We start from the raw sequence: 18,123 nt of genomic DNA on the forward strand, positions 1-18,123 counted from the left end.
GTGGTCTGGGCCGGGGCGGTTTACGCGATGCCGTCAATGTGCAGCTGCACGGCGGGGGCCACGCGCGCGATAACGTCGTCGACGGGCAGCGACGCGAGAGGATCGGCGCCAACGACATGTCGCAGGATGAGGACCCCGGCGATCTGTGTGAGCACCAGTTCGGCACGCACAGTGGCTTCGGGCGCGGGGACTCCGGAGCCCTCGAGTTTCGACGCAATGGCGCTCATCAGTTCGCGCAGCAGAAACTGCCTGATCAGGCCTCCCGCCGCAGAACCGCCGATCGCCGAGCGCAGCACGGTGATGCCAATTGGCTTCACCTTCGGATCCTCCCACGCTGAGAGCACTGTGCTCACCAGAGACTCGCCCAGGCGTTCGAGCGGAGCGTCAAGTGCCTGCTGCACGATGCGATCCGGGCGAACAGGCAGCTTCACAATATCGGCGAAGAGCGCAGCCTTCGTGTCGAAGTAGTGGTGCACAAGCGCGGAATCAACCTCGGCACGACGGGCAATCGCGCGGATGGACGTCGCCTCGTAGCCATTCTCGGCGAACTCTGTGGCGGCAGCATCCGCGATCTTCGCACGGGTGTCGCCGCGCTGCGTTTTGCGCGGGCGCCCTCGACGGGGCTTCGACGGTGACTCGGCCACAATGCCCAGCCTACGCGGGGCGACTTGTAGGGCGTCGACAACGGGAGCGACTCGGCAGCGGCGGCATCCGTCGCCCCGGCCACAAGAGGTGGAACCGCACAGCCGTGCGGCATAGGCTCGCACCGTAACCGACCGCGACGCTTGGGAGCATGGCAATGACGCTTGACGGTACTTCGGCACTCGTAACGGGAGGAGCATCCGGCCTGGGTAATGCGACGGCGCGGCGACTGTCCGCGCGGGGCATTCACGTGGTGATCGTCGACCTCGAATCGTCGACGGGCGCTGAGGCGGCAGAAGCGATCGGCGGCGAATTCGTCGCTGCCGACGTCACGAACCCCGAGCAGATTCAGAAGGCAGTGGATGCCGCGATGGCTCACGGCCCGCTGCGCACCGTCGTCAACTGCGCAGGCATCGCCCCGCCAGCCAAGGTGCTCGGCAAGAACGGGCCGCTCGAACTCGACGCCTTCGCGAAGGTCGTGAACGTCAACCTGATCGGAACGTTTAACGTGATCCGGCTGGCGGCTGCCGCGATGGCCGAGACGGATGCCGACGACGACGGCTCGCGCGGCGTGATCGTGAGCACAGCATCCGTTGCCGCGTTCGACGGCCAGATCGGCCAGCCGGCGTACGCAGCATCGAAGGGCGGCGTGCATTCGATGACGCTGCCGATTGCCCGGGAGCTCGCCCGTTACGGCATCCGGGTCATGACCATCGCCCCCGGAATCATGGAGACGCCGATGCTCGCCGGTCTGCCGCAGCCCGCGCAGGACTCGCTTGGCGAGCAGGTGCCGTTCCCCTCGCGGCTCGGCCGGCCCATTGAGTACGCCCGGCTCGTCGAGCACATCGTCGACAACGGCTACCTCAACGGCGAGACCATCCGCCTCGACGGCGCCATTCGCATGGCCCCCAAGTAAAGGAGACCGATGTCTGACAGCATCCTGTTCGAGGTCGAGGGTGGCATCGCCCACGTGACCCTCAACCGACCGACGCGCCTCAACGCGATCAATGATGAAGCGGCGTATCGCTGGCGTGACCTGGCAGCCGAGATCGCCGAGCGCGATGACATCGTCGCCGTGCTGTTCGACGCCTCGGGCCCAGCGTTCTGCGCGGGTGGAGACGTCGCCGAGATGGCCGGCTTCGCCGAGGGCGGCAGCATGATCGAGACACTTGCCCATGCGATTCACGCCGGGCATCAGACGTTCGCCGCAATGCCGAAGCCGATCGTCGCCGCCGTGCAGGGCGCTGTCGCAGGTGGCGGTCTCGGATTCATGCTCACAGCCGACTACATTGTCGCCGGTGAGGCAGCGAGCTTCGCCTCGAAGTACGCAGACATCGGCCTCACTCCCGACTGCGGAGTGAGCACGTTGCTGCCGGAGGCCATCGGCACGCGCCGTGCCCTCGAGCTGACGCTCACGTCTCGCCGACTCTCGGCAGATGAAGCGCTCGACTGGGGCCTCGTGAACGAGGTGATTCCGGATGCCGCGCTCGCAAAGCGCTCCCGCGAGGTCGCCGAGTCGTGGGCAGCGGGTGCGGCTGCAGCGTTCGGGCAGGCGAAGCGGCTTGTGCGTGCAGAGTCCGACTATGCGACGGCGCTCGACGACGAGGCTCGCACCATCGGCGCCGCGTTCGACACACCGGACGCAGCAGCGTGCATCGCGGCGTTCGCCGCCCGCTCGTCGCGTCGAGCGACCGCATCCACTTCCCCTGAATCTCACGAGAACTCTGCTGCCCAGGAGGCACGATGACAGACACCCTTGCCGGAAAGACCATCCTGATGTCGGGCGGAAGCCGCGGCATCGGCCTCGCCATCGCCCTGCGAGCTGCCCGCGACGGTGCGAACATCGCGCTGCTCGCGAAGACCGACACGCCGCACCCGAAGCTCGAGGGTACGGTGCATACGGCCGCCGAGCAGATTCGGGATGCCGGAGGGCAAGCGATCGCGGTTGTCGGTGATGTGCGCGATGACGACGACATCGTGCGCGCGGTCACCGAGACGGTGGGCGAGTTTGGTGGCGTCGACATCGTCGTCAACAACGCGAGCGTGCTCAACCTCTCGCGCACTCTCGACCTGCAGCCCAAGCACTACGACCTCATGCAAGACGTCAACGTGCGCGGTACGTTCATGCTCTCGCGCGCTGCGCTGCCGCACTTGAAGGAGGCCGCGAATCCGCACATTCTCTCGCTCAGCCCGCCCATCAACCTCGACCCGAAGTGGCTCGGAGGGCACACCGGCTACACCATGGCGAAGTACGGCATGAGCATGGCGACGCTCGGCATGGCTGCCGAGTTCGCGCGCGACGGCGTCGCCGCCAACACGCTTTGGCCGCGCACCACAATCAAGACGGCAGCCGTTGGCAACATTCTCGGCGGCGAGAAGATGCTCGCCCGCAGCCGCACTCCTGAGATCTACGCGGATGCCGCACACGAGGTGCTGCTGAAGCCGGCGCGCGAGTACACGGCGCAGTCACTGATCGTCGAAGACGTGCTGGCCGAAGCCGGCGTCACCGACCTGTCGCAGTATTCTCCCGGCGTCGACGAATCAGAGCTGTTCCCCGACATCTTCCTCTGAGTTCTTCTCCTCACCTCTTCTCGCAGCGTGTGCCACTTAGTGCGGCTATGTTTCGTCGGATAGCCGCAACTTCTGGCACATGACGTGGGAGCACGTGTGCCGAACGGCGCGCGTCATGCAGGTGCAGAATTGCGGATGCCGCGCTCGCAGCGCTCGCGAGTTCTCGATGGCTTCATCGAATGGTACGCGGAGGACTGGCGCGACCCACACCGAAACCCCTGCATAATCTGATCCACTCGGCACCGCTGAGATAGCGTGGTGCCTGGAGGCAGCACATGGGCACTGTTGTTGTAGATGTCGTCGTTCTCGGCGCGATCACCGTCGTTTTCATGTTCGTGCTCTCGGCATTCGCCACCCGCATTCTCGACGTGCGCATCGGCATCATCAGGCTGGTCATCGCCGGCGTTCTTGGGCTCGGCGCGCAGATCGGGTTCGAGTCGCAGTTCGTCTGGGGCAACGCGAATTACACGCCAGCGCTCATCCCGCTGCAGATCGGCATCGTGTTCTTCGTCGCGATCGCCTTTCTGGTGATCGCCGAGCTGATCGTCCCCGCCGGCACGGTTCCGCGCCCCGACCAATGGTGGCCCGCCATCGTCGGGGGCGCTCAACGAAGCAGGCGCTACACCGAAATCTCGCGCATAGCTCTGCGCAGCGGACTTCTGCCGTTCAAGCCCAACCTCGAAACGTCACTGACAGGACACACCGAGCGGATGCGGCAGGCCGCCGCCCTGCGCGTCGCCCTCGAGAGCGCGGGCGGTGCCTTTGTGAAGTTCGGCCAGATGCTCTCCACACGTGGCGACCTGCTTCCGCCCGAGTTTCTCGATGAGCTCAGCGCCCTGCAGCAGGCGGTTCCGCCCGCAGAGTGGGGCGAGATTCGGCAGCTTCTCGAGGCAGAGTGGGGCGCACCTCTGGAGCAGGTCGTCGAGTCGTTCGAGGTGGAGCCGCTTGCCTCGGCATCCATTGGTCAGGTTCATCGTGCTCGGCTGAGAGACGGGCGTGACGTGGCTGTGAAGGTGCAGCGGCCCGGCGTCATGCCGCTCATCGAGCGCGACATCGACATTGCCATCAGGCTGGCCACCAGGCTCGAGCGCACGGCGGTCTGGGCGCGCGACATGGGGATGCTGTCTGTTGCGCAGGACTTCTCGGCCAGCCTGCAGAGCGAGCTGGACTACCGCATCGAGGCGAGCAACATGTCGGCGATGCACATCACCCAGCAGAAGCATCCCCTCGGCGAACGGGTTGGCGTGCCCGAGCACATGCTCGAACTCTGCACGGGCAAAGTGATCGTGATGGAGCTGATCAACGGTGACACCCTCAGCACTCCGCAGGCACGCGACGCCCGGTCTGACGTTCGGCGTCAGCGACTCGCCAGCCGACTGCTGCGGTCGACGCTCGTGCAGATCATCGACGACGGCGTGTTCCACTCCGATCTTCACCCCGGCAACATCGTGCTCACTCCGAGCGACGACATCGTGTTGCTCGACTATGGGCTTGTCGGGCGGCTCGACTCGTACATGCGCTCGCAGATCGGCGCCGTGCTCTTCGCGTTCTACCGCGGCGATTCGCAGGCATTCACCGACGCGCTTCTCGGCTTCGTCGATATGCCAGACGACATCGACGAGCCCGCGCTTCGCCGCAAGATCGGCGCCTTCGTCGCGACGCGCTTGGGCCCGGGCGCGACGCTCGACGTGGGCGTGTTTAACGAGATGGTTCAACTGCTGACGGCGAGCCGCATCGCCGTTCCCTTGGAGTTGGCGTCGGCATTTCGCGCTGTCGCCACCCTCGAGGGAACGCTTCGTGTGCTCACACCATCGTTCGATCTGCTCACTGAGGCGAGTGACTATGCGCGCGAACGCATCGACGAGGGCTTCACTCCGCAGGCAGCGTTCACAAACATCAAGAGCGAACTCGAGTCGATCCTCCCGATGCTGCGACGGCTGCCAGCGCGTGTGGACAAGGTGAGTGGCGACCTCGCCGACGGGCGGCTCACCGTCAACATCCGGCTCTTCGCCGACAAGCGCGAACGCCGTCTCGTCACCAACCTCGTCAATCTCGCCGCCGTCACCTTCCTCGCGGGAGCGCTCGGCTTGATGGCGGTCATTCTGCTCGTCACCGAAGCGGGACCGCGCATCACCGAGACGCTCACCCTGTTTCAGATCTTCGGCTATCTGCTCGTTGTGCTTGCCGGGTTGCTGACTCTGCGCGTCGTGTTCGATGCGTTTCGCATCAGGCGCCGTGAGTAAGTGTGCACACGCCGTTCAGATGTCAAAGTTGGCACGTCAGCTGCCGAATAACCGCCACCATTGACACATGAACCCAAACCAGCACATCGTGTGCGCGGTAGCGTGAGAACATGAGCGACGAACCGCAGGTGCTCGCCCGTGTCGAGAACGGCGTCGGGCATCTCACTCTCAATCGACCGCGCGCGATCAATGCGCTGACGCATCGCATGATCATCAGCATCCGGGATGCACTCGGCCAGTGGCGCAGCGACGCACGCGTGCATTCGGTGCTGCTCGATGGTGCGGGCGACCGTGGGCTGTGCGCGGGCGGCGACATCCGCGGGCTGCGCGAGAACGTGCTCGCCAGTCGCCCGAATGACACGCGCGACTTCTGGCGCGACGAGTACACGCTCTGCGCGGTGATCGCAAACTACCCCAAGCCGTACGTTGCGCTGATGGACGGCGTGACGATGGGCGGTGGAGTCGGCGTGGCATCGCACGGCAGCATCCGTGTCGTCACCGAGCGGTCGACGGTGGCGATGCCCGAGACGCGCATCGGGCTCGCGCCGGATATCGGCGGCACGTGGCTTCTGTCGCGCGCACCGGGCGAGATTGGCACGTATCTCGGTCTCAACGCCGCGACCATGACCGGGGCGGATGCTGTGTGGTGCGGTTTTGCGGATCACCTTGTGCCGAGCACCAACCTGCCCGAGCTGCGCGATGCTCTGCTTGCAGGTGATGACCCGGCGGCGGCAGTGGCGCGCTTCGAGGCCGACCCCGGCCCGGCACCGCTCGAGGCCAACCGCGACTGGGTTGACTCCTGCTACAGCGCCGCGACGGTGCCGGAGGTCATCGATCGGCTTGATGCTCTTGGCACGGATGCTGCTCGCGCAGCGTCAGCGGAGCTCGCCGAGCTGTGCCCGACGAGTCTCGTTGCGACGCTCGCCGGGGTGCGGCGATCTCGACAGCGCGACCACCTGCGCGACGTGCTCGACCAGGAGTACCGCACGTCGTCGTGGCTGCTTGACCGCCCAGACCTCGTGGAGGGCATTCGTGCGCGCGTCGTCGACAAAGACAACGCTCCGCGCTGGAACCCGGCGACGATTGCGGAGGTTGACCTGGCCGAGGTCGAGCAGATGATCGCGTGATCACCGAGCACGCCATCCCTACAAACGATGCATCCCCCGAACCGAGGAGTGCGAGAATCATGCCGTCTCCTCGCGTTCCCAGCACCGAGAGGGCAAGAGTGATTGCGGCATCACGTCTGCGCGTCTCGGTTTCCAGTTCCGCATAACACCAATCGCATCTGTGCTACTGTTTTCCAAGTCACTAAGGTTTACGTAGTGAATATCCGTTTGGAGTAGGCAATGTCATTGTTCCGCCTCGATGCAAGCATCGTCCCCGCCACATCCCTGAGCCGCGCCCTGGCGTGACGTCGTGTCCAGCGACTTTGTTGCTGAGGCTGACCGCACTCCGGCTCAGCGTGATGCTCATGCACACGCCGCGGAACTCGCAGACGAACTGATCGATGCGGATGCCCTTCTGCTGGCGATTCTGCCGGCGATTCCGCTCTACAACTGTGCTTCGACGGAGGAATACGCGATTCACACGAGAGAAAGAGAGAACGCAATCATGAGCAGCATCAGTGTTATCGGCCTGGGGGGCATGGCCCGAGCCATAGCCACTCGCGCCGTCACGGGCGGCAACACCGTCGAACTCATCGGCCGCAACGCGGCCAACGCTGAAGGTCTGGCCGCCGAGCTCGGCGGAGGGGCAACGGCTGGAACCTTTGGTGGTGTCCCAGCTGGCGATATCGTCGTCCTCGCCGTGCCGTACACGAGCGCGGTGCAGGTTGTCGCCCAGTACGGGGATGCGTTGGCCGACAAGGTCATCATTGATATCACCAACACTTTCAACGCGGACGCCACTGGGCTCGTGATCCCTGATGGCACGTCGGGTGCACAAGAGATCGCGGCGGCGGCCCCGGCGAGCGCGCACGTGGTGAAGGCGTTCAATACCGTCTTCGGCCATGTGCTGGCGCAAGGGATCCCGTTGGACGTGTTCTTCGCCGGAGACGATGCACACGCCGTGGCGAGTGTGTCGGCGTTCATAGAGAGCCTCGGACTGCGTCCGCTCAATGTGGGCGGCCTGGAGATGGCCCGCTGGCTCGAAGGAGCCGGACCGCTGCTGATGGGCCTCGCCCGTCACGGCGTGGGGAACTTCAACATCGCTTTCGCCGTCAACGTTCTCGGCTGAACGCACCCCGCCTGCCGCCCGCCGCGTTCCGCGGGCGGCAGGCGGGGCCCACCGTAGTAGCCACTCGCTCTGGTTATCTCAGGAGTCGTGAGAGTACACGGTCCGCGAGGATTTTTCCGCCGGTCTGACACGTGGGGCAGTACTGGAATGTGGAGTCAGAGAAGATCACCTGCCGCACGGTGTCTCCGCAGACAGGGCAGGTCTCGCCGAACCGGCCATGCACCCGCAAGTGCGCCTTCTTCTCGCGTTTGAGGTCTGCGGCCGCGAGGCCATCGGCTCGGGCAACGGCCTCGTCGAGCGTCAGCCGAAGCGCGCCGTAGAGCCGCGCTGCGTCGTCGGCATCCATGTCTGCTGGTTTGAACGGCGACATGCGCGCAGCGTGCAGAATCTCATCGGAGTACGCGTTTCCGATTCCTGCGATCAGCGATTGATTCCGAAGCACGCCTTTGATCTGCGACCGCCCGGCTCCCGCAAGAATCTCCTGGAACACGTCGAGCGTGAACGCATCGTCGAGCGGATCGGGGCCGAGCCGCGCGATGCCGGGAACATCGGCTGGATCAGATACGGCGTAGATCGCGAGGCTCTTCTTTGTTCCCGCCTCAGTGATGTCGAGCCCCGATCCAGACGGCACACCCTCGCCTCCCGAGAGAATGAGCCGCGCGGCAAGTGGACCTTTGCCGGGCCTCCTCGGCGTCGGCGGCTTCTCGCGCCACTTGATCCATCCTGCGCGTGCGAGGTGGATGACCAGGTGATCGCCGCCGATCTGCAGATCGAGAAATTTGCCGTGCCGCGTGACGTCGTCGACTGTGTGGCCGTCAAACGTGGACAGCGGAATGCTGACGGTCTTCAAGGCTGAGATGGCGGACACATCAAGCCGCTCGATCGTGTGGCCGCCGATCCTCCGCTTCAGATCGCCGGCAAGCGCGTGAACCTCGGGCAACTCGGGCACGTCACAAGTATGCGTCAGCCCACCGACATCGCGCATCCGTCGTAGGCCGCGGGAAAGCTCTCGTTTTGGCCTCGACAATCGCCGTCTTCGCCGTCTACCGTGAAGACATGGATGGCGATTCCGATCTCACTCCACTGCCCGACGACTGGCAGTGCGCGCTCGTGGTCATGGCCCACCCCGACGACCCCGAATACGGTGTCGGGGCGGCCGTCGCAACCTGGACTTCCGCGGGAAAAGACGTGCGCTACGTTCTCGGCACGCGCGGCGAAGCGGGCATCGCAGGCATGCCGCCGGGCGAATCCGCGCGCGTCCGCGAAGAAGAACAGCGCCGCGCCATCGCCCACGTGGGCGTCAGTCAGCTCGAGTTTCTCGAACATCGTGACGGCACCGTCGAGTATGGGCCGATTCTGCGCCGCGATATCGCCGCCGCAATCCGGCAGCACCAGCCGGAGCTCGTCGTCACCATGAATTTTCATGAGACGTGGTTTCCCGGCGCGTGGAACAGCGCCGATCACCGTGCATTCGGTCTCGCTGTCATGGATGCCGTCTCGGATGCTGCCAACGAATGGATCTTCCCCGATCTCGCAGACGACGGGTTCGCACCGTGGGCCGGCGTTCGTCACGTCGCCGTAAACAGTCCAACCGGCACTCACATGGTCGAGGTGGCCGACGGAGTGGATGCCGCGATCGCGTCGCTCGCCGAGCACAAGCAGTACCTTGCGGCGCTCAGCGACGATCCGATTCTCGATCAAGCGACCCGCCAGGTTCTCGGCGTCACGGGCGGGCCGGATGCTGTCGAGCGGCACGTGCGCTTCGATCTCTACGATATGTAGCACAGCGTTTCTGCACAGGGGTGGCCGTGAGCCGCCGCGGCATGACAGTACGACCGCACATGTCAGAATGAGCGAGGCGGGAGCCCGATACTCAGTCGCGGAGGAGGCCCAGCGCACGCACAGCGTCGCGCTCCGAGGCGAGCTCTGCGACCGAGGCGTCGATGCGCTCCCGCGAGAATGCATCGACGTCGATGTTCGGCACGATCTCCCACTCGCCGCCGCGCGAGATGACGGGGAACGACGAAACGAGTCCCTCGGGAACACCGTACGACCCGTCTGAGACGATGCCTGCCGATGTCCATGCTCCGGGCACCATTCCCAACACCCAGTCGCGCACGTGGTCGATCGCGGCATTCGCGGCGGATGCCGCGGATGAGGCACCGCGAACGTCGATGATTTCGGCACCGCGCCCCGCGACCCGGGGAATGAACTCGCTCCGAACCCAGGCTTCGTCAACGAGCTCGGTTGCCGGTCGCCCCGTGACTGTTGCGTTGCTGAGGTCGGGGTGTTGCGTTGACGAGTGATTGCCCCAGATCGTAATGCCGGCGATGTCGTCGACGGTCGCCCCCGTTTTGCGAGCGAGCTGCGCAACCGCACGATTGTGATCGAGGCGCGTCATCGCGGTGAAGCGGTCGGCCGGAACGCCGTCGGCGTGCGCGGCGGCGATCAGAGCGTTCGTGTTCGCGGGGTTCCCGACGACGACCGTGCGAATATCGGATGCTGCCCGCTCGCCGATCGCGGCACCCTGCGGTGCGAAGATGCCGCCGTTCGCCTCGAGCAGATCGGCGCGCTCCATGCCGGCCCCGCGTGGTTGTGCTCCGACCAGCATCGCGATGTTGGCGCCATCGAATGCGTGGTGCGCGTTGTCGGTGACTTCGACGCTCTCCAGCAGCGGAAACGCGCAGTCGTCGAGCTCCATCGCCGTGCCTTCGGCAGCGCGAACGGCCTGAGGAATCTCGAGAAGACGCAGCTTCACGGGCACATCGTCGCCCAGCATCTGGCCGCTCGCGATGCGAAAGAGCAGTGCGTAGCCGATCTGCCCCGCGGCTCCGGTGACGGTGATTGTCGTGGCGTTCGTCGTCATGGCTTCCTTTGTGCGTTGGGGGCAGCGTGTGGTCGGTCCTCACCCAGCCTAGGGGCATGATCTGACCTGTGCCAGGGCGCACTGGCCGTGAGCAACGGTGGATCCCTCAGCAATAGTGGTTCAAATTGGAACTATATGGTACATTCTCATTAGTTCCAATTTGAATCAACTAGGCGCAAGGGCGCAGATCGGATCATCATGAACATCACAATCCTCGGAACCGGCCACATGGGGCGTACCCTCGCAGCCGGTCTCCTTCGGTCGGGGCACTCAGTCGTGTTCGGCTCTCGTGCACCTGCCGAGGTCGAAGACCTGCCAGCCCCGGCGTACTCTCACGCAGACGCCATTGCGCGCGGCGACATCGTCATCAGCGCGTTGGCCGCGGCGCACTCGCTGGATACTCTTACTCCGTTGGCGGGCGCAATCGGCGATCGGGTGCTGATTGACATCGGCAACGCCGTAGACGAGCGACTCGACCTGATCTACGCGGATTCGAGCTTGGGCGAACGCCTGCAGCGCGCACTTCCTCGCGCTCGCGTGGTGAAGACTCTCAACACGGTCGCCGGCCCGATCGGCGTCGACCCAACACTATTGACGGCACCGACAACCGTGTTTCTCTCTGGCGACGATGCGAGGGCGAAGGAGACTGTCTCGGGCATCCTTCGCGGCCTCGGCTGGACTGACGATCAGCAGATCGACCTCGGCGGCATTTCAACCGCGCGCGCCGTTGAGCACTACTTCCTGCTCTTCGGCTCCCTCATGGGTGCTCTGCGAGGAGGCCAGTTCAACCTGTCGATCATCCGTTGACGGGATGCTCCTTTCGACGTCGAATAATCTAGACGAGGACGAAAGGGGCTTCCCGTGGGTGATCAGACGATTAGTCGTGCGGAACTCTCGGCGTACTTCGCACTGCGCGCAGCCGGAGATCGACTTCAGCGCGCCGTCGCGACACAGCTTAAAGAGCACGACCTCACAGACGTTCAGTTCACTGTTCTTGCGCAGCTGCACGACGCTGGAGAGCTCCGCATGAGTGATCTGGCCGATGTGATCGTTGCGTCGAAGAATGGACTCACCTACCAGGCGGCACAACTCGAGCGCCGCGGCCTCATTGCTCGTCGCAGCAGCGAATCAGATGCCCGCTCGGTGCTCATTCGGCTCGAACCCGCCGGCGCAGAGCTCCTCGCAGAGGTGTTCCCGGGGCACATCGCTCTCGTTCGCGAGCTTTTTCTCGACCGCCTCACAGCGAAAGAGATTGGCACAATCGCGAGTGGTCTCTCCAAGGTCGCGGCCGATTGATTGACCTGGGCGGTGTCGTCAGAAGCTGCCGCGCCACTCTCTGATCACCTGGACCGCCTCGTCGAAGTGCGATTCCAGAATGAAGTGACCGCCGTCGACGAGCTCGATGCGGGCGCCCGGTGCGTCGCGGCGGAACGCCTCGGCTCCCTCGGCCGCGAAGATCTCGTCGTTCTTCCCCCAGATGGCGAGAACGGGAACGCCAGACGAGCGCAACCATGCCTGAACATCGGCATACATCGGGCGGTTCGTCGCGTAGTCGCCGAACAGCGTCAGTTGGGCGCGATCGACTCCGGGGCGCTCCAGAAGCGCAATGTCGTGCTCCCAGGCATCCGGGTCAATTGTCGACGTGTCTGGCACACCGTGCGTGTACTGCCACTCGACGGCCTCTCGCCCGAGTGCCGGGCGCAACGCCGCCTCATTCTCGGCCGAGCGGTGAGCGGCGTACGCCCAGATGGGGGCCCAGAATTCCGGAACGAAGCCTTCTTCGTACGCATTGCCGTTCTGCGAGATCACTCCCTCAACCGAGTCGGGGTTGGCGAGAGCGAGACGCCAGCCAACCGGTGCGCCGTAGTCGTGCACGTACATCGTGTAGCGCGAGACCCCGAGGTGCGTCAGCAGCTTCTGCGTGACATCGGCGAGGGCGTCGAACGAATACTCGAAATCGTCGACGCTGGGTGCAGACGAGCGCCCGAACCCGATGTGGTCCGGCGCGATCACGCGGTAGCGATCGGCAAGCGCGGGAATGAGGTGCCGAAACATGTGCGAGCTTGTGGGGTACCCGTGCAGCAGCAGAAGCACAGGCGCATCGTGCGGCCCCGCCTCACGGTAGAACACATCAAGAGCATCGATGGATGCTGTGCGGTGGTGGACTGTCGCCATGACTAACTCCTTAAACCTTGTTTACTGGTTAGCGACACCGTAGCATGGCATTGAGACGGGGAGAAAGGCTGCGCATGGTTGACGATGAAGACCTGTTAGTGGCGTTGCTGAACAGCGCGCCGGTCGTTGACGGGGTGGTGTCTGAGGCTCTGCGCGGGCGACAGGGGGCGGAGTTCGTCGCGCGCTTCGGCGGTGCCGGGTCGACAGACGAGCTGGGTAACTTGCGGCGCATGCGTGCTGCGCTGCACGACACGATCCGAGCGAATGCCGATGTCTCGCACCAACTCGCCGAGCTGGTGAGCGCGGCAGCTATGGTGCCCGATGTCTCGCCAGACGGCATTCACTGGACGCTGCGAGTGCCGCCCGATGAAGAGCTCGCCGTGCGCGCGGCGCTTTCGTGGTCGCGTGTGATGAGCGAGCTGCCCGGTCGCCTGCGCCCCTGCGCGAACACGGAGTGCAATCTGTTTCTCGTCGACCACAGCCGCCCCGGAACCGCGCGCTGGTGCTCTATGGCGACGTGCGGAAACCGCATGAAGGCGCGCAGCCACGCCAAGCGGCAGCGCTCGGCATAGCGGCTCATCTGTCGATTCGACGTCGACGAAAGTTCGCTCAGTGTATACACTGAAGAGATAACTTTGGGATGAATAGCCTCTTTGTGCGAAGCAATCCCAAGGAATGTATACATTGAACGTTGCCGGGAGGTGTCATGCGCGCGAGCGACAGAGCATACGAGACGTTGCGCGAAGAGATTCTCGACGGCACGCTTCCGGCCGGAACGACGCTCACCGAGGTGGAGCAGTCAACGCGGCTCGGCTACTCGCGCACGCCGGTGCGGGAAGCCCTCGGCCGGCTGACCGCCGACGGACTCGTCGCGGCAGCATCCGCCCGTGCCCTCGTCGTCACAGACGTGGCTGACGACGACATCACCGCGCTCTACGAACTGCGAGAGGCACTCGAGGTCAGCGCGGCGCGCCTCGCCGCCGAACGCCGCGACTCCCGGGTCTTCGCGCGGCTGCACGAGCAGTTCGCGCACGCGGCCGAGCTCGTCGACGGCGGGGAACACGAACTGCAGCGCTACTACGACCTCGTGACCGAGCTGGATGCCGCGATCGACGCTGCCGTGGGCAACAGCTACCTCGCACAGGCGCTGCGCAGTGTGCGACTGCACTCAGCGCGCGTGCGCCGCAGCGCGCAGCGGAACCCCGAGCGTCTGCGCCGCGCCGCATCGGAGCATCTCTTGATCTGCCAGGCGATCCGCGACGGCGACGCCGCGCTCGCCGGTCACGCGACTCACGTGCACCTCAGTCTCAGCCGCACAGGCGCGCTTGCCGCCTCGACGAACGCGGTGCCCGCGGCATCCTGATGAAAGGGAACCCATGAAGACCCACAACCTGCGCACGCACAGAAGTGACGAGAACCTCGAGCGCACAGAGCAGCTCGCCTGGGCGATCGCCGAGGTGGCCGCCGACGACGTCGAGGTGGCAGACGACGTGACCGAGATGGTGATCAACCGTGTGATCGACAACGCGGCAGTCGCCGCGGCGTCCGTCACGCGTGCACCGGTCGCTGCGGCTCGCTCGCAGGCGCTGACGCATCCGGTGTCGGTGAACGGCGATGGTGCGACGGTGTTCGGGCGGGAACCCTCCCGTCGTGTCAGCCCGGAGTGGGCGACGTGGGCAAACGGCGTTGCCGTGCGCGAACTGGACTACCACGACACGTTTCTCTCTGCCGAGTACTCGCACCCTGGGGACAACATTCCCGCGATGATCGCCGTCGGTCAGCACGTGGGCAGCACGGGGCGCGACCTCGTGCGCGGCATCGCCACCGGCTACGAGGTGCAGATTGATCTGGTGAAGGCGATCAGTCTGCACAAGCACAAGATCGACCATGTCGCTCACCTGGGCCCGTCTGTCGCCGCGGGTCTGGGCACGATGCTGCGTCTTGATCGTGAGGTGATCTTTCAGGCGATCGGCCAGGCTCTGCACACGACGACGGCAACGCGGCAGTCGCGCAAGGGGCAGATCTCAACGTGGAAGGCGCACGCTCCCGCCTTCGCCGGGAAGATGGCCGTTGAAGCCGTCGACCGGGCAATGCGCGGGCAGACGTCGCCCGAACCGATCTGGGAGGGCGAAGACGGCGTGATCGCGTGGCTGCTTGACGGACCAGACGGGCGCTACGAGGTGTCTCTGCCAGAACGCGGCGAGGCCAAGCGGGCGATTCTCGACAGCTATACAAAGGAGCACTCGGCGGAGTACCAGGCGCAGGCGTGGATTGACTTGGCGCGCAAGCTGCACACCGACCATCCGGAGCTGCTTGCTCCCGGTGCCATCGCGAGCGTCGTCATCCATACGTCGCACCACACGCACGTCGTGATCGGCTCGGGCGCGAATGATCCGCAGAAGTACGACCCGAGTGCCTCGCGCGAGACCCTCGACCACTCGATTCCGTACATTTTCACCGTCGCGCTGCAAGACGGCGAGTGGCACCACGTGCGTTCCTACGCTCCCGAGCGCGCGAGTCGCCCCGACACCGTTGAGCTGTGGAAGCGTGTCACGACGCAGGAAGACCCGGAATGGACGCGCCGCTACCATTCGCTCGACCCGCAGGAGAAGGCGTTCGGCGGCCGCGTCGAGATCACGCTCGCCGATGGCACGACCATCACGGACGAGATCGCCGTCGCCGACGCGCACCCCCTCGGCGCGCGGCCGTTCGCTCGCATCAATTACATCGAGAAGTTCCGCACCCTGGCCGAGCCGGTCGTCGAGCAGGGCGAGATCGATCGCTTTCTCGATGTGGTGCAGCGCCTTCCCGAACTCGAGCCCCACGAGCTCGCCGGGTTGACGTTCACCGTCGAGCCCGGCGTTCTCGCCTCGGTTCCGACAACGAAGGGACTGTTCTGATGCTCTATTCACAGACGGATGCCGCGGCAAAGCGCGCCGCGTTTCGCGAACGCCTTGCCACGGGGGAGCTGCTGCGCTTTCCCGGCGCATTCAACCCACTGAGCGCCCGACTCATCGAGCGCAAGGGTTTCGACGGCGTCTACATCTCCGGCGCTGTGCTGAGCGCCGACCTCGGCCTGCCCGATATCGGTCTCACGACGCTCACCGAGGTGGCGACGCGCGCGGGGCAGATCGCGCGCATGACCGAGCTGCCCGCGATCGTCGACGCAGACACCGGCTTCGGCGAGCCGATGAACGTCGCGCGCACGATTCAGGAGCTTGAGAACGCCGGGCTGGCGGGAACGCACATTGAAGATCAGGTGAACCCCAAGCGCTGCGGGCACCTCGACGGCAAGCAGGTCGTCGACGAGCAGACGGCCCTGAAGCGCATCCGCGCCGCCGTCGATGCCCGCCGCGATCCGAACTTTCTCATCATGGCGCGCACAGACATTCGCGCCGTTGACGGGCTCGACGCGGCGAAAGACCGAGCGAAGAAACTGGTGGATGCCGGGGCAGACGCGATCTTCCCCGAGGCGATGCGTTCGCTCGAGGAGTTCGAGGCGGTGCGCAGCGCCGTCGACGTTCCGGTGCTCGCGAACATGACAGAGTTCGGTAAGAGCGAGCTGTTCACGAGTGAGCAGCTGGCGAGCGTCGGGGTCAACATCGTGATCTGGCCCGTTTCTCTGTTGCGCATGGCCATGGGTGCAGCATCCCGTGCCTTGGATACCCTGAATGACGAGGGCTCACTCACCTCGCAGCTCGACGCCATGCAGCACCGCGCCGACCTCTACGATCTCATTGACTACGAGTCGTACAACCACTTCGACAGCACGGTGTTCAACTTCACTGTCGAGAAATAGCAGTCGCACAGCAGCGCACTCTCGACGTAGAGTGCACTCGTCACACCTGACGCAAAGGAGCATGATGACCGACACCGACATCAAGAAGGGCCTCGCCGGGGTCGTCGCGGACTACACCGCGATCTCGAAGGTGAACCCCGAGACGAACTCGCTGCTCTACCGCGGTTACCCCGTGCAAGAGCTCACCGAGTCGTGCAGCTTCGAGCAGGTGGCGTATCTGCTCTGGAACGGCGAGCTGCCGAGCGACGACGAGCGCGCTGAGTTCGAAAAGCGTGAGCGCGGTCAGCGAGCGCTTGCGAGCAACGTCAAGCAGGCGATCGACCTGCTGCCGACCACGTGCCACCCCATGGACGTCATTCGCACAGCGGTGAGCGTCATCGGCGCCAACGACGAGACGGCCGAAGATAATTCGGCAGAAGCAAATCAGCGTAAAGCGCAGCGTCTCTATGCGCAGCTGCCCGCGATCGTCGCGTATGACCAGCGCCGGCGTCGCGGCGAGAACCTCATCGAGCCCCGCGACGACCTCGGGTACTCGGCGAACTTCCTCTGGATGACGTTCGGTGAGAAACCAGACGAGGTCGTCGAGCACGCCTTCACCGTCTCGATGATCCTCTACGCAGAGCACTCGTTCAACGCGTCGACGTTCACGGCACGCGTTGTCACGTCGACCCTCGCCGATCTGTATTCGGCCGTCACCGCTGCCGTGGGTGCACTGAAGGGCGCGCTGCATGGCGGCGCGAACGAGGCCGTCATGGAGGCGCTCGAGGAGATCAAGACGGCGGATGCTGCCGAGCAGTGGCTCGATGACGCGCTCGCCGAAAAGCGCAAGATCATGGGCTTCGGTCATCGGGTGTACAAGAACGGCGACTCGCGGGTGCCGAGCATGAAGAAGGCACTCGACTCCCTCGCCGAACATTACGACCGGCACGACATGGTTGACCTGTATGAGGCACTCGAGACGGCGATGGGCGACCGCAAGAACATCAAGCCCAACCTCGACTACCCCTCGGGTCCGGCATACAACCTGATGGGCTTCGACACGCAGACCTTCACACCGCTGTTTGTTGCGGCGCGCGTCGTCGGCTGGACGGCGCACATCGCTGAGCAGCTGGCGAACAACTCGCTCATTCGGCCGCTCTCCGAGTACAACGGCCCCGACGAGCGCCACGTCGAGTAACGGCCAGCTCCAGGAGCAGCTGTCAGTTCGTAGCTAATCTGCCGGCTTGTACAGCGCGAACGGTGTGCCCTGATCGTCGGTGCACTCGATCCAGCGACCGTGGGCTGATGCATCGCCCCCTGGTTCCTCCGCCGTTCCGCCCAGAGCCCGGATCCGTTCGATCGCGGCATCCACGTCGTCGGGCTGGAACGCGAGCAGGTTGGGTGAGCGAGCTCCGGATTCTCCACGCGGCCCGATGCCGCCCATGGGATCAGACCCGAGTACGTGGTAACCGCCCGCGCTTCCCGGCTCACTGAACGTCCAGTCGAAAACGTCGCCATAGAACGCGACGGCCTTCTCCAGGTCGACGACATTCAGCACCCAATACGAGAGTTGTGACGCCATGATTCACCTCCGTTTGTGTATGCATACACAA

The 18,123-nt window shown here is 64.8% G+C and carries 19 protein-coding genes; 14 read left to right on the forward strand and 5 right to left on the reverse strand.

The genetic code is table 11. The annotated features are described in order from the left end of the window. Positions 1 to 20 precede the first annotated feature (20 nt). Positions 21 to 644 carry a TetR/AcrR family transcriptional regulator gene (locus tag HCR84_RS01635; protein WP_166982702.1) on the reverse strand — a complete coding sequence of 208 codons (624 nt, stop codon included), beginning with the start codon at positions 642 to 644 and terminating at the stop codon, positions 21 to 23. 155 nt (positions 645 to 799) lie between these two features. On the opposite strand from HCR84_RS01635, the gene HCR84_RS01640 reads away from it, so the two are divergent. The 6 genes from HCR84_RS01640 to HCR84_RS01665 all read left to right on the forward strand — a co-directional run bounded on the left by HCR84_RS01640 (position 800) and on the right by HCR84_RS01665 (position 7,691). Beyond that, positions 800 to 1,558 carry an SDR family NAD(P)-dependent oxidoreductase gene (locus tag HCR84_RS01640; protein WP_166983253.1) on the forward strand — a complete coding sequence of 253 codons (759 nt, stop codon included), beginning with the start codon at positions 800 to 802 and terminating at the stop codon, positions 1,556 to 1,558. Between the two features lie 9 nt (positions 1,559 to 1,567). Further along, positions 1,568 to 2,389, forward strand: coding sequence for an enoyl-CoA hydratase/isomerase family protein (locus HCR84_RS01645; RefSeq protein WP_166982700.1), 822 nt, complete (start codon positions 1,568 to 1,570; stop codon positions 2,387 to 2,389). Further along, positions 2,386 to 3,213, forward strand: a complete 828-nt coding sequence (locus HCR84_RS01650) for an SDR family oxidoreductase (RefSeq protein ID WP_166982698.1) — start codon at positions 2,386 to 2,388, stop codon at positions 3,211 to 3,213. The genes HCR84_RS01645 and HCR84_RS01650 overlap by 4 nt, the downstream gene beginning before the upstream one ends. Positions 3,214 to 3,488: 275 nt before the next feature. Beyond that, positions 3,489 to 5,456, forward strand: a complete 1,968-nt coding sequence (locus HCR84_RS01655) for an ABC1 kinase family protein (RefSeq protein ID WP_166982696.1) — start codon at positions 3,489 to 3,491, stop codon at positions 5,454 to 5,456. A gap of 110 nt (positions 5,457 to 5,566) precedes the next feature. Beyond that, complete coding sequence (locus HCR84_RS01660; RefSeq protein ID WP_166982694.1) at positions 5,567 to 6,583, forward strand: enoyl-CoA hydratase/isomerase family protein; 1,017 nt, start codon at positions 5,567 to 5,569, stop codon at positions 6,581 to 6,583. Between the two features lie 484 nt (positions 6,584 to 7,067). Beyond that, entirely contained in the window at positions 7,068 to 7,691 is a 624-nt protein-coding gene (locus tag HCR84_RS01665) for an NADPH-dependent F420 reductase (protein ID WP_166982692.1), read from the forward strand. 73 nt (positions 7,692 to 7,764) lie between these two features. Here the strand turns inward: HCR84_RS01665 and HCR84_RS01670 are convergent, their stop codons facing one another. Beyond that, positions 7,765 to 8,640, reverse strand: a complete 876-nt coding sequence (locus tag HCR84_RS01670; RefSeq protein ID WP_166982690.1) for an Fpg/Nei family DNA glycosylase — start codon at positions 8,638 to 8,640, stop codon at positions 7,765 to 7,767. Positions 8,641 to 8,705: 65 nt separating this feature from the next. On the opposite strand from HCR84_RS01670, the gene HCR84_RS01675 reads away from it, so the two are divergent. Further along, entirely contained in the window at positions 8,706 to 9,473 is a 768-nt protein-coding gene (locus tag HCR84_RS01675; RefSeq protein ID WP_244972546.1) for a PIG-L deacetylase family protein, read from the forward strand. Positions 9,474 to 9,564: 91 nt separating this feature from the next. On the opposite strand, the gene HCR84_RS01680 is transcribed toward HCR84_RS01675, so the two are convergent. After that, on the reverse strand, positions 9,565 to 10,557 hold the full coding sequence (locus tag HCR84_RS01680) for a malate dehydrogenase (protein ID WP_166982688.1): 993 nt from the start codon (positions 10,555 to 10,557) through the stop codon (positions 9,565 to 9,567). 198 nt (positions 10,558 to 10,755) lie between these two features. Here HCR84_RS01680 and HCR84_RS01685 point away from each other — a divergent pair, with 198 nt between their 5' ends. Together HCR84_RS01685 and HCR84_RS01690 are read left to right on the forward strand one after the other, a co-directional pair. Continuing rightward, on the forward strand, positions 10,756 to 11,364 hold the full coding sequence (locus HCR84_RS01685) for an NADPH-dependent F420 reductase (protein ID WP_166982686.1): 609 nt from the start codon (positions 10,756 to 10,758) through the stop codon (positions 11,362 to 11,364). Positions 11,365 to 11,418: 54 nt separating this feature from the next. Continuing rightward, positions 11,419 to 11,853 carry a MarR family winged helix-turn-helix transcriptional regulator gene (locus tag HCR84_RS01690; RefSeq protein WP_166982684.1) on the forward strand — a complete coding sequence of 145 codons (435 nt, stop codon included), beginning with the start codon at positions 11,419 to 11,421 and terminating at the stop codon, positions 11,851 to 11,853. A gap of 18 nt (positions 11,854 to 11,871) precedes the next feature. Here HCR84_RS01690 and HCR84_RS01695 read toward each other — a convergent pair whose 3' ends face one another. After that, positions 11,872 to 12,732, reverse strand: a complete 861-nt coding sequence (locus HCR84_RS01695; RefSeq protein WP_166982682.1) for an alpha/beta fold hydrolase — start codon at positions 12,730 to 12,732, stop codon at positions 11,872 to 11,874. Positions 12,733 to 12,806: 74 nt separating this feature from the next. Between HCR84_RS01695 and HCR84_RS01700 the strand changes: the two genes are divergently transcribed. The 5 genes from HCR84_RS01700 (at position 12,807) to HCR84_RS01720 (ending at position 17,708) form a co-directional block, all read left to right on the forward strand. Next, entirely contained in the window at positions 12,807 to 13,304 is a 498-nt protein-coding gene (locus tag HCR84_RS01700; protein WP_166982680.1) for a CGNR zinc finger domain-containing protein, read from the forward strand. A gap of 134 nt (positions 13,305 to 13,438) precedes the next feature. Further along, complete coding sequence (locus HCR84_RS01705; protein ID WP_166982678.1) at positions 13,439 to 14,095, forward strand: GntR family transcriptional regulator; 657 nt, start codon at positions 13,439 to 13,441, stop codon at positions 14,093 to 14,095. 13 nt (positions 14,096 to 14,108) lie between these two features. Next, positions 14,109 to 15,632, forward strand: coding sequence for an MmgE/PrpD family protein (locus tag HCR84_RS01710; RefSeq protein WP_166982676.1), 1,524 nt, complete (start codon positions 14,109 to 14,111; stop codon positions 15,630 to 15,632). Then, the gene (prpB, locus tag HCR84_RS01715; protein ID WP_166982674.1) at positions 15,632 to 16,531 is read left to right on the forward strand and encodes a methylisocitrate lyase; all 900 of its coding nucleotides are present in this window, start codon (positions 15,632 to 15,634) and stop codon (positions 16,529 to 16,531) included. The genes HCR84_RS01710 and prpB overlap by 1 nt, the downstream gene beginning before the upstream one ends. A gap of 64 nt (positions 16,532 to 16,595) precedes the next feature. Next, positions 16,596 to 17,708 (forward strand): bifunctional 2-methylcitrate synthase/citrate synthase, encoded by a 1,113-nt coding sequence (locus HCR84_RS01720; protein WP_166983251.1) that lies wholly within the window; start codon positions 16,596 to 16,598, stop codon positions 17,706 to 17,708. Positions 17,709 to 17,741: 33 nt separating this feature from the next. Here HCR84_RS01720 and HCR84_RS01725 read toward each other — a convergent pair whose 3' ends face one another. Beyond that, positions 17,742 to 18,092 carry a VOC family protein gene (locus tag HCR84_RS01725; protein WP_166982672.1) on the reverse strand — a complete coding sequence of 117 codons (351 nt, stop codon included), beginning with the start codon at positions 18,090 to 18,092 and terminating at the stop codon, positions 17,742 to 17,744. Between the last annotated feature and the right edge of the window lie 31 nt (positions 18,093 to 18,123).

It is taken from the genome of Paramicrobacterium fandaimingii, from assembly GCF_011751745.2.
GTDB lineage: Bacteria > Actinomycetota > Actinomycetes > Actinomycetales > Microbacteriaceae > Paramicrobacterium > Paramicrobacterium fandaimingii.

Excerpts from the sequence above, each read along its gene's own strand:
- HCR84_RS01640 (WP_166983253.1), top strand. The coding sequence starts at position 800 with ATGACGCTTGACGGTACTTCGGCACTCGTAACGGGAGGAGCATCCGGC.
- HCR84_RS01645 (WP_166982700.1), top strand. The coding sequence starts at position 1,568 with ATGTCTGACAGCATCCTGTTCGAGGTCGAGGGTGGCATCGCCCACGTG.
- HCR84_RS01650 (WP_166982698.1), top strand. The coding sequence starts at position 2,386 with ATGACAGACACCCTTGCCGGAAAGACCATCCTGATGTCGGGCGGAAGC.
- HCR84_RS01655 (WP_166982696.1), top strand. The coding sequence starts at position 3,489 with ATGGGCACTGTTGTTGTAGATGTCGTCGTTCTCGGCGCGATCACCGTC.
- HCR84_RS01660 (WP_166982694.1), top strand. The coding sequence starts at position 5,567 with ATGAGCGACGAACCGCAGGTGCTCGCCCGTGTCGAGAACGGCGTCGGG.
- HCR84_RS01665 (WP_166982692.1), top strand. The coding sequence starts at position 7,068 with ATGAGCAGCATCAGTGTTATCGGCCTGGGGGGCATGGCCCGAGCCATA.
- HCR84_RS01680 (WP_166982688.1), bottom strand. The coding sequence starts at position 10,557 with ATGACGACGAACGCCACGACAATCACCGTCACCGGAGCCGCGGGGCAG.
- HCR84_RS01685 (WP_166982686.1), top strand. The coding sequence starts at position 10,756 with ATGAACATCACAATCCTCGGAACCGGCCACATGGGGCGTACCCTCGCA.
- HCR84_RS01695 (WP_166982682.1), bottom strand. The coding sequence starts at position 12,732 with ATGGCGACAGTCCACCACCGCACAGCATCCATCGATGCTCTTGATGTG.
- HCR84_RS01700 (WP_166982680.1), top strand. The coding sequence starts at position 12,807 with ATGGTTGACGATGAAGACCTGTTAGTGGCGTTGCTGAACAGCGCGCCG.
- HCR84_RS01705 (WP_166982678.1), top strand. The coding sequence starts at position 13,439 with ATGCGCGCGAGCGACAGAGCATACGAGACGTTGCGCGAAGAGATTCTC.
- HCR84_RS01710 (WP_166982676.1), top strand. The coding sequence starts at position 14,109 with ATGAAGACCCACAACCTGCGCACGCACAGAAGTGACGAGAACCTCGAG.
- prpB (WP_166982674.1), top strand. The coding sequence starts at position 15,632 with ATGCTCTATTCACAGACGGATGCCGCGGCAAAGCGCGCCGCGTTTCGC.
- HCR84_RS01720 (WP_166983251.1), top strand. The coding sequence starts at position 16,596 with ATGACCGACACCGACATCAAGAAGGGCCTCGCCGGGGTCGTCGCGGAC.
- HCR84_RS01725 (WP_166982672.1), bottom strand. The coding sequence starts at position 18,092 with ATGGCGTCACAACTCTCGTATTGGGTGCTGAATGTCGTCGACCTGGAG.